Source organism: Oleiphilus sp. HI0061 (assembly GCF_001635675.1).
Genome location: NZ_LWFE01001119.1, coordinates 1 through 8,017 on the forward strand (window position 1 = coordinate 1; position 8,017 = coordinate 8,017).

Annotated in this window: 8 protein-coding genes; 3 read left to right on the top strand and 5 right to left on the bottom strand. The window is 45.1% G+C overall.

Features of this window, described 5'->3' with window-relative positions; translation table 11 throughout:
• Nucleotides 1-480 (bottom strand): JAB domain-containing protein (locus tag A3735_RS16560; protein ID WP_068638303.1); only part of this gene is annotated, 480 nt, incomplete at its 3' end.
• A gap of 252 nt (nucleotides 481-732) precedes the next feature.
• Here A3735_RS16560 and A3735_RS16565 point away from each other — a divergent pair.
• Complete coding sequence (locus A3735_RS16565; RefSeq protein WP_068638305.1) at nucleotides 733-2,673, top strand: bifunctional diguanylate cyclase/phosphodiesterase; 1,941 nt, start codon at nucleotides 733-735, stop codon at nucleotides 2,671-2,673.
• A 108-nt stretch (nucleotides 2,674-2,781) separates the two neighbouring features.
• A complete protein-coding gene (locus A3735_RS16570) occupies nucleotides 2,782-3,099 on the top strand; it encodes a DUF1244 domain-containing protein (RefSeq protein WP_231872145.1) in 318 nt (105 codons plus the stop codon).
• A gap of 11 nt (nucleotides 3,100-3,110) precedes the next feature.
• Here the strand turns inward: A3735_RS16570 and A3735_RS16575 are convergent, their stop codons facing one another.
• The 4 genes from A3735_RS16575 to rapA all read right to left on the bottom strand — a co-directional run bounded on the left by A3735_RS16575 (nucleotide 3,111) and on the right by rapA (nucleotide 7,562).
• The gene (locus A3735_RS16575) at nucleotides 3,111-3,944 is read right to left on the bottom strand and encodes a polyphosphate kinase 2 family protein (RefSeq protein ID WP_068509287.1); all 834 of its coding nucleotides are present in this window, start codon (nucleotides 3,942-3,944) and stop codon (nucleotides 3,111-3,113) included.
• 15 nt (nucleotides 3,945-3,959) lie between these two features.
• Complete coding sequence (locus A3735_RS16580) at nucleotides 3,960-4,325, bottom strand: hemerythrin family protein (protein ID WP_068509286.1); 366 nt, start codon at nucleotides 4,323-4,325, stop codon at nucleotides 3,960-3,962.
• Nucleotides 4,326-4,593: 268 nt separating this feature from the next.
• Complete coding sequence (locus tag A3735_RS16585) at nucleotides 4,594-4,806, bottom strand: DUF3820 family protein (protein ID WP_068509284.1); 213 nt, start codon at nucleotides 4,804-4,806, stop codon at nucleotides 4,594-4,596.
• The gene (gene rapA, locus A3735_RS16590) at nucleotides 4,803-7,562 is read right to left on the bottom strand and encodes an RNA polymerase-associated protein RapA (RefSeq protein ID WP_068509282.1); all 2,760 of its coding nucleotides are present in this window, start codon (nucleotides 7,560-7,562) and stop codon (nucleotides 4,803-4,805) included. The genes A3735_RS16585 and rapA overlap by 4 nt, the downstream gene beginning before the upstream one ends.
• Before the next feature lie 102 nt (nucleotides 7,563-7,664).
• On the opposite strand from rapA, the gene A3735_RS16595 reads away from it, so the two are divergent.
• Nucleotides 7,665-8,017 (top strand): cupin domain-containing protein (locus A3735_RS16595; RefSeq protein WP_068638307.1); only part of this gene is annotated, 353 nt, incomplete at its 3' end.

Genomic DNA, 8,017 nt, shown 5'->3' on the forward strand with positions numbered 1-8,017 from the left:
TTTGCCGACGACCTCGCGTGGGTAAACCGAGGCAGAATCTATTGTTCCCTGAAAAAGTTCTTCGAACTTCAATACTTGGTGCTGGTTGTTTAAAAACAGGCAGCCGAATACTTCTTGCTTCTTGTGGATAATCGCACTGCGTAAGAAGTTGCGAGTTGCTTCAGGGCTGGTAAGCGCATCGCTTTCCTGAATTTCATGATGAAAGCATCGCTTGCTCATTTCCAGCGTAGCTTGTAATTGAGTGTACTTGGCTGGGCCCATGCCGGGATGAGCGCAGAACTGCTTTTGGCTTGCACCAATTAGCTGTCGTAACGAGCCAAAGTGCTGGATTAAGGCGCGCGCCAGTTCAATAGCGCTTTGCCCGCGCGTGCCGACGCGTAAAAATATGGCAAGTAACTCGGCATCGCTCAGACTTTGTGAACCAAATTTGAGGAGTTTTTCTCTAGGCCGCTCATCCTCGGGCCAGTCTTTTATCGACATCACTAAATCCTTTTAGTTGAAGGTCTTATTTTAGGTATATGGGAATCATGTACTACAATTACCGCATTATAAATTCCGAAAGGCAAGCTCGATATGATGGCTTTTGTGTGATGAGCGAATTTGTTGCAATTGTTCACGAAATGAGCAATTTTGTGCGCCTACAGCATGGTAGTCTACGTGCGCCATAATTTTGTGTAGTCCGGGCGCTTAAGAATTCTTATCAATCTTGAAATAACTTAGTTTAGGTGACATGTGCAGCGCAGTACTCAAGACTTACTTTCATATGATGATCAACGTGATGCTGCTGAGCTTCTTTATGGGAATGCCTTTTCTGGCATATTAATATCGATTATTGCTTCCAGCTTTTTAGTTTATTTTTACGATAATCCTGTTCTGCAAGAGTTTAAAATTACCTGGTGGTTAGGGATGATGAGTTTACTGCTTGTTAGGCTGATTGACTGGGTATCCTGGAAGAAGCATTTATCGAAGACTCACTACGACGGCAAAAGGTCAGTCAGACGCTTTATTTATGGGGTCAATCTAACGGCCTTAATGTGGTCTAGTTATGCCGCTTATGCTGTGAGTTATAGTCCCTTGGTTGAGAAGGTAACGATTATAATTGTGATTTCAGGGATGGCCGGTGGGTCGGCTATTGTGTTGGCTGCTCATAAACTTACGTCCATGTTTTATACCTTTGCCTTGTTGTGTCCTGTGTCGGTGGTGTTCTTACTCAGTAACGACGCGACCGATCAGAATATTGGTGTGTTAGGGCTTAGCTATAGTCTCGTGATGCTCATCATTTCAGCTAAGTCAGCAAACTTTGCTCGAGATGCGATTGCTTTAAAGAATGAAAATGCCTTGTTAGTAAATCGTATGGAACAAAAAGTAGAGCAGAGAACGCAGAAAATTTATGAGCTTTCTAATTTAGACTCACTAACCCATTTGCACAATAGGAACTCTTTTCTGAAGAACCTTAAAGCGAGTTTGCAGGCAAGTGATGAGAAAAGGAGCACCCTGAGTTTATTATTTATAGACCTTGACGGTTTTAAGAAAGTAAACGATACCTATGGGCATAAGGTAGGGGATCAAATTTTAGAAGAAAGTGCTCGACGGCTTCGTGAAAAAGTTGCCAATGAAAGTTTGTTATGCCGTTGGGGCGGTGATGAGTTCCTGATTGCCATTGAAGATTGTAGTAGTGAAAAAGCCATCTCACAGGCCTACGAGATAATTGAAATTTTATCTCATGAACATCAATCAAATGAGGGGATATTGCCGGTTAGCGCGACGGTTGGGATTAGCTTATATCCCGAGCATGAGCGCTCTGAAAGCAGGTTGATTCAGTTTGCTGATACGGCAATGTATCACCAGAAAAAAACAAAACCCTCAAAAGTTTGTGTGTTCACACCAGAAATGGAAGCTAAACACCAATATGAGCTTGAACTGAAAAAAGGATTAAATGATGCGATTGATAAGGATCAGATGCGTCTTGTTTTTCAACCGATCGTATCAACAAATAATAGTAAGAACATCGCATTTGAAGCTTTATTGAGATGGGATTTTGAAGGTAAGAACATCCCTCCTGATGAGTTCATCAAAATTGCTGAACAGTACGGTTCAATACATCGAATAGGCGTATGGGTTCTTAAAGAGTCGTGTAAAGTTGCGCTTGCGTGGCAAAGTCTGAGGCGGGTTTCAGTTTGTATTAATGTTTCAGTGATTCAATTAGAGGATTCTGACTTCTTGAGCATAGTTGATGAAGCTGTACAAGAAAGTGGTATTGACCCTTCGCTCATCTACTTGGAAATTACAGAATCAGTATTTGCCAAAGATACTGAAAAGATGATGGAGACCATTTCGGCTATACAGTCACGTGGTATCAAAGTTTCGATTGATGACTTTGGAACAGGATACTCTTCATTATCCGCTATGCAGGATTTAGCGGTAAATACGGTAAAAATTGATCGATCATTTATCACGAAGTTGGATACGAGTGGTTTTGCTATTGTGACAGCTGTTACGCATGCCGCGCGCTTGCTCAAGTTTGATGTTGTGGCTGAGGGGGTGGAAACTGAGGCTCAGTGTCGTAAACTCGTTGAGTTAGGCGTGGAAAAACTGCAGGGTTATTACTTTTCCAAACCTCTAGAGCAAGAATTTTTGCTCGACTACTTAGAGTCTGAAGTAAAGTCTCAGTGAGCCCAGTATTTGTGGCGCACATTTCAGAAAAAATAAGCGTGCTTCTGATACTATCTACAAAAAAACCGATAGCCTTGGCGCACTAATTAAACAATATTAAGGGATAATATGTCTGTAAATACCGCATTTGAAAATATGAGCGATCAACAACGTACCGAGATCGAAGCGGCCGCTTTTCGTCGACTGCTAAAACACTTTGACGACCACAAAGAAGTGCAAAATATCGACCTAATGATTCTGGCTGACTTCTGTCGTAACTGCTTAGCAAAATGGTACATGGCCGCTGGCGAAGAGCAAAGTGTTGAAATTGACTATGATCAGGCGCGTAAAGCCGTTTATGGTATGCCTTATTCTGAATGGAAAGAGAAGCATCAATTGAAGGCAACGCCTCAGCAGCTCGAAGCTTTTGAAGCGAAGCAGAAGTAAATCACTCCTGCCTAAATTTCTAGACCCAAATGCTTCTTGGCAGCTTTGACCAGCTTTGGGTCGAGAGCGGGTGGTGTGATATCAACACCTTTCACAAGCTGATCATTCAGCTTCTGCATGACAGCAACTCGCATGCTCCACTTATGATTAGCGGGTACTACGTTCCAGGGTGATGCTTCGGTACTAGTGAAACGGAACATATCGTTGCTTGCGTGTGTGTAATCGTCCCATTTTAGCCTATTTCGGATGTCTTCTTCTGTTAGCTTCCATTGCTTTTCTGGTGTGTTTAAACGTAGTTCAAAACGCTTAAGTTGTTCTTCGGGCGTGATATGTAAAAAGAACTTGATCAGGTGCACGCCGTCATCAGTCAACATTCGCTCAAATTCATTTATTTCTTGATAAGCTCTCTGCCAAGCTGTTTCAGGTGCAAAGCCTTCTACTCGCTCGACAAGCACCCGGCCGTAATAAGAACGGTCAAAAATGGCTAAGGTGCCTGGCTTGGGAAGACGGGTTTGAAAGCGATACAGGTAGTGTCGGCCTTGCTCATCGGGGTGAGGCGCTGATATCGGATAGACCCTAAAACCGCGGGGGTCGAGCTTTTCGCTAATTCGCCTAATTACCCCACCTTTACCTGAGGCGTCCCAACCTTCAAACACGATAATTGCTCGTTTGCCTTGTCGATAATAGGCTTGTTGGATTTGGAGAAGGCGCTCCTGGCAGCTTTTAAGTGCTTTTGTGTATTGGCTTTTTGATTCAATGAGAGCTTGATCAAAATTCACCTTAGAGAGGTTAGGAGGCTTTTGTTCAAGGATAACGGGCGAGGCTGGGTGAGTGATGTTTTTCATTGGTATCCTGTTTTGTTATTTTACCTTCGACTTCAGTACAAACGCTTCAAAGTCCTTGTCGATGCCGAATACATGTCTTTGTAACCACTCTCGCAGAAATATTGAAATAGATTCACGAACCAGAGCGTCAAACTTACCCATACTGTTTACCATGTCATCCAGTTCATCACGAAATTGATTGTGCGCTTTAATATGGGCTTCGGTTTTGGGGTAGTTAAGTTGGAGCATGTAGGCTTCTTCGAGACAGAAGTGGTGGTCGGCGTAGCTGGACAGCCGGGTAAAGATTTCTTGGCCGGAATTAGGGGCCTTCAAGGCATCAATCAGCCTGAAAAGCTCTTGGTGCTGAGTGTCTTGCCAAATTAGCTCGCTGGTCTTTTCCATTACTGAACTCTACCCAAGTGAAGGTGCACGTTAGTATGAGTCTAGTTTAGAAATAGAAAAGTTGTCTGCAAATTGAACGGTGTAATATTAGGCGTTATTGTAAAAAATAAGGGTCTTACTCTGTATCGAGTTAAACATCCCGGCTAAATCTGTAGGCAGAGCCTTCCATGGCTCGCTGAGGTTTAGCGCGAGGCATCGACTAGCGAGGGGTGGAACCCTCTGCCTACATGAGGCCATTTTTTAGCTCTACAGCGCCTAACGTACTGCACTATCGTTTAAGGGGATGTATAACTTTATCCAAGCCCTCAATTTTAATCTCAAGCGTCAGTTCAAGCAGTGTACCTAGCTCGCCGCTCGGAAAGCCTTTTTTTCTGAACCAGAGTAAATATTCTTCAGGTAGATCGATTAAACGACGGCCACCGTACTTCCCGAAGGGCATTTGTGTATTGGCTATTTTTACCAGGTGCTGCTTTTCGATCATGTGTTGATAATAACTCGCATGGCTTGAACTTCTAGCCCTGTTTTTTCAATATATTCCTGACAAGCACTTTGTCTGTGACGCAGAGCGTCGATTTCTTCGTCGCGAATTAAAGGGTTCTTTTCCTGGAGGCTAATCAGGCGCTGAATTTCATTACCTAGCTCCCTGTTCATGTCTTCGCTAGCTTGGCTGATCAATGAAGGAACCGAAGCTTCGGCAGTTTTTTGAGCATGCTCAAGTAGTGTACCAATATCGTTACGGATCTCTTTCAATACGGCATGCGCCATCGATCGCTTAAGCCCTTTGCAGAGCTCATTAAGCTGCTCGTAGGGTAAAACTTCGCTAAGGTCGCGGCCGGTAATATTAACAACGATCCGCTGAGGCGATACCGGCAAAAATTTGTCAAGCTGCAGAGACTTTGGTGCCATGCTGTTCAGCGCGAATATGGCTTCCAAAAATAAAGTACCAGGTTCAACACCTTTTACCGACATGGTTGCCAAGGCTGCATTACCAAGCTCTCCTGTTAAGGTTTGCTCGATTAGATCGGTCACCATCGGGTGTTCCCATGAGACAAACTCGACATCTTCCCGGACAAGCGCTTTCAAACGGTGGAAGGTTAAGGTGTTGCCTTCATCGTTTAAGCCGGGAAAGTGCTGCTCCAGCATGTGCTCTCCAGGGCGAATGATCAGAGTCTGGTCTGACTGGTACTCTTGTTCAACACCGTAAAGGTTGAACTGCTTTTCCATGTAAGAGGACAGGTCCTGGCTTGCTTCCTCAGATTCGATCAAGGCAATGATTTTCTCGGCTTCTTCAGGATTGCAGGAGTTAAGCTCAAGTAGGGGGTCACGACCCGTTTGAAGAGCTGCCATAGCCGCATCGCGATGCTCACGGGCTTGTTTGATAAAAGACAAGGCCTGATCAGATTGAAAGTCACCTTCGCTTAAGTAACTTTCCAGTTCGACGGCAAACTGTTCATAAATTGCAAAGCCTGCCGCACAGCTGTGAGTGAAGGCATCCAGAGCCTGGTCATACCAGTTGAATAAACCCTCTTGGCGGCTGCCAGGAATGAAGGGCACATGAATATTGACGTCATGTGTTTGCCCGATTCGGTCTAAGCGGCCGATACGTTGTTCGAGTAGGTCAGGGTTCTCTGGTAAGTCGAATAACACTAAGTCGTGTGAAAACTGGAAGTTTCGGCCTTCGCTGCCAATTTCTGAACAGATTAAGGCTTGTGCACCTTCCTCTTTATCAGCAAAGTAGGCAGCGGCTCTATCACGTTCAATAATACTTAAACCTTCGTAGAAGGCTGCTGTTCGCAGGCCTTCTCGTAGTCGAAGATAGGACTCCAGCGCTAAAGCCGTTTCAGCACTGGCGCAGATGATCAGGACTTTCTCATCTCTGTTATCTTTCAGGAACTGGGTTAGCCAAGTGACTTTCGGATTCTGTTTAATGCCGGCTTCATCTTCAAATTGATCATCACCAACAGCTGCATCGAGTGGGTGAGGCTGTAGGATTCTATCCGGGAAGCCTTCAACACCTTGGCGAGTATTGCGGAACAGTATTCTACCGGTGCCATGCTGATCAAGTAGCCTTTGTATTGCTTCCGGAATATCGATATTTTGTGCATCATCACCGAGTAGGGAAAGGGCTTTAATTGGCAGTGACGAGCCGTCTTCAAGACCTTGAAGCTCTCCGACCAAATCAGAGATTTCCTGATAGTTTTGTTCTTGCTCAATAAATTTTTCTAAGGAGTGAAAACGGTCAGGGTCGAGCAAGCGCAAACGGGCGAAGTGGCTCTCGATACCGGCTTGCTCAGGCGTAGCCGTAAGCAATAGTACGCCGCGGCTTCTAGCTGCCAAGGCTTCAATGCACTGGTATTCGATGCTGCTTTCTGATTCGCTCCAATGTAAGTGATGCGCTTCATCGACAATCAGTAAATCCCAGTCGGCCGCTAAGGCTGCGGTTTTTATATCTTCATTAATCAGGAAGTCCTGATGGCAGAGAACTAGCTGCTCGGTCTCAAAGGGCTTTTCGATACCTTCTTCGGTCAAACTATCAAAACGCTCACGATCAAAGATAGAAAAGCTGAGATTGAAGCGGCGTAGCATTTCGATCAGCCATTGATGCACCAGTGTAGAAGGAACGACGATCAAAGCTCTTTTGGCTAAACCATTGTGCAACTGGGCGTGGAGAATCATGCCTGCTTCAATGGTTTTACCTAGTCCTACTTCATCGGCTAGCAATACTCTCGGGGCATGGCGCTTCGCGACAGTATCAGCGATATATACTTGATGAGGAAGTAAGCTTGTGCGTGAACCAAGCAGCCCATCCGTTGACGACTGCTGTAAGCGGTGCTTGTGCTGCAGCGTTTCATAGCGAAGTCGGAAGGCTCTATTTCGGTCATAGTGGCCGCTAACCAGGCGCTGAAGTGGTGAGGTAAATTGGATAAAACAGTTAAGTTCAACTTCACTCAGTTCTTCGTGTTGAGAGCTTTCTTTATTTTCAACAATGTAAGTAATAATGTCTGCGCTTTGGTCGAGGTCGAGAACCAGGTAATCGATATCTTCATGGCTGGTGATCGTGTCGCCAGCCTTATACACTACACGGCTGATAGGCGCGTTGACGCTGGCGTAGGTGCGAGTTTCCCCGGCTGCCGGAAATGTGATCGTCACTCGGCGGTTTTCAAACTCGCTGATGATTCCTAATCCTAATTTGGGTTCGGTCTGGCTGACCCAGCGTTGGCCTATGATATACGACATTTTGGCGTCTCTTTACAGTATTCAATAAGGGAACAAATATGGCGCGAATACTAACAAGAAAAGCCTGTTGATAACACAGATGAAGGTGAATGGAGGAATAATTTGAGTATCTATAGAACGCCAGAAAGGGAAGAGTATTACTTTCACGAGGGCTGCTATATCTTGGAGATGTTAAATACTGACGATGATCCCGCACTTTCGATTGCGCGAGCTAGAGTTGAACCGGGTAAAACAACGCGCTGGCATGCCTTAACAGAAGTCAGTGAGCGCTATGTGATTCAGCAGGGTTCAGGCAAGGTTTATGTTGGAGATCTGGAACAGCAGGTTAGCGCTGGGGATGTAGTACTGATCCCGCAAGGCATTAGGCAGAAGATATATAACGACGGGGAGGGTGACTTGGTGTTTTTAGCTGTGTGTACGCCACGCTTTATGCCTGCGTGTTATGAGGACTTAGA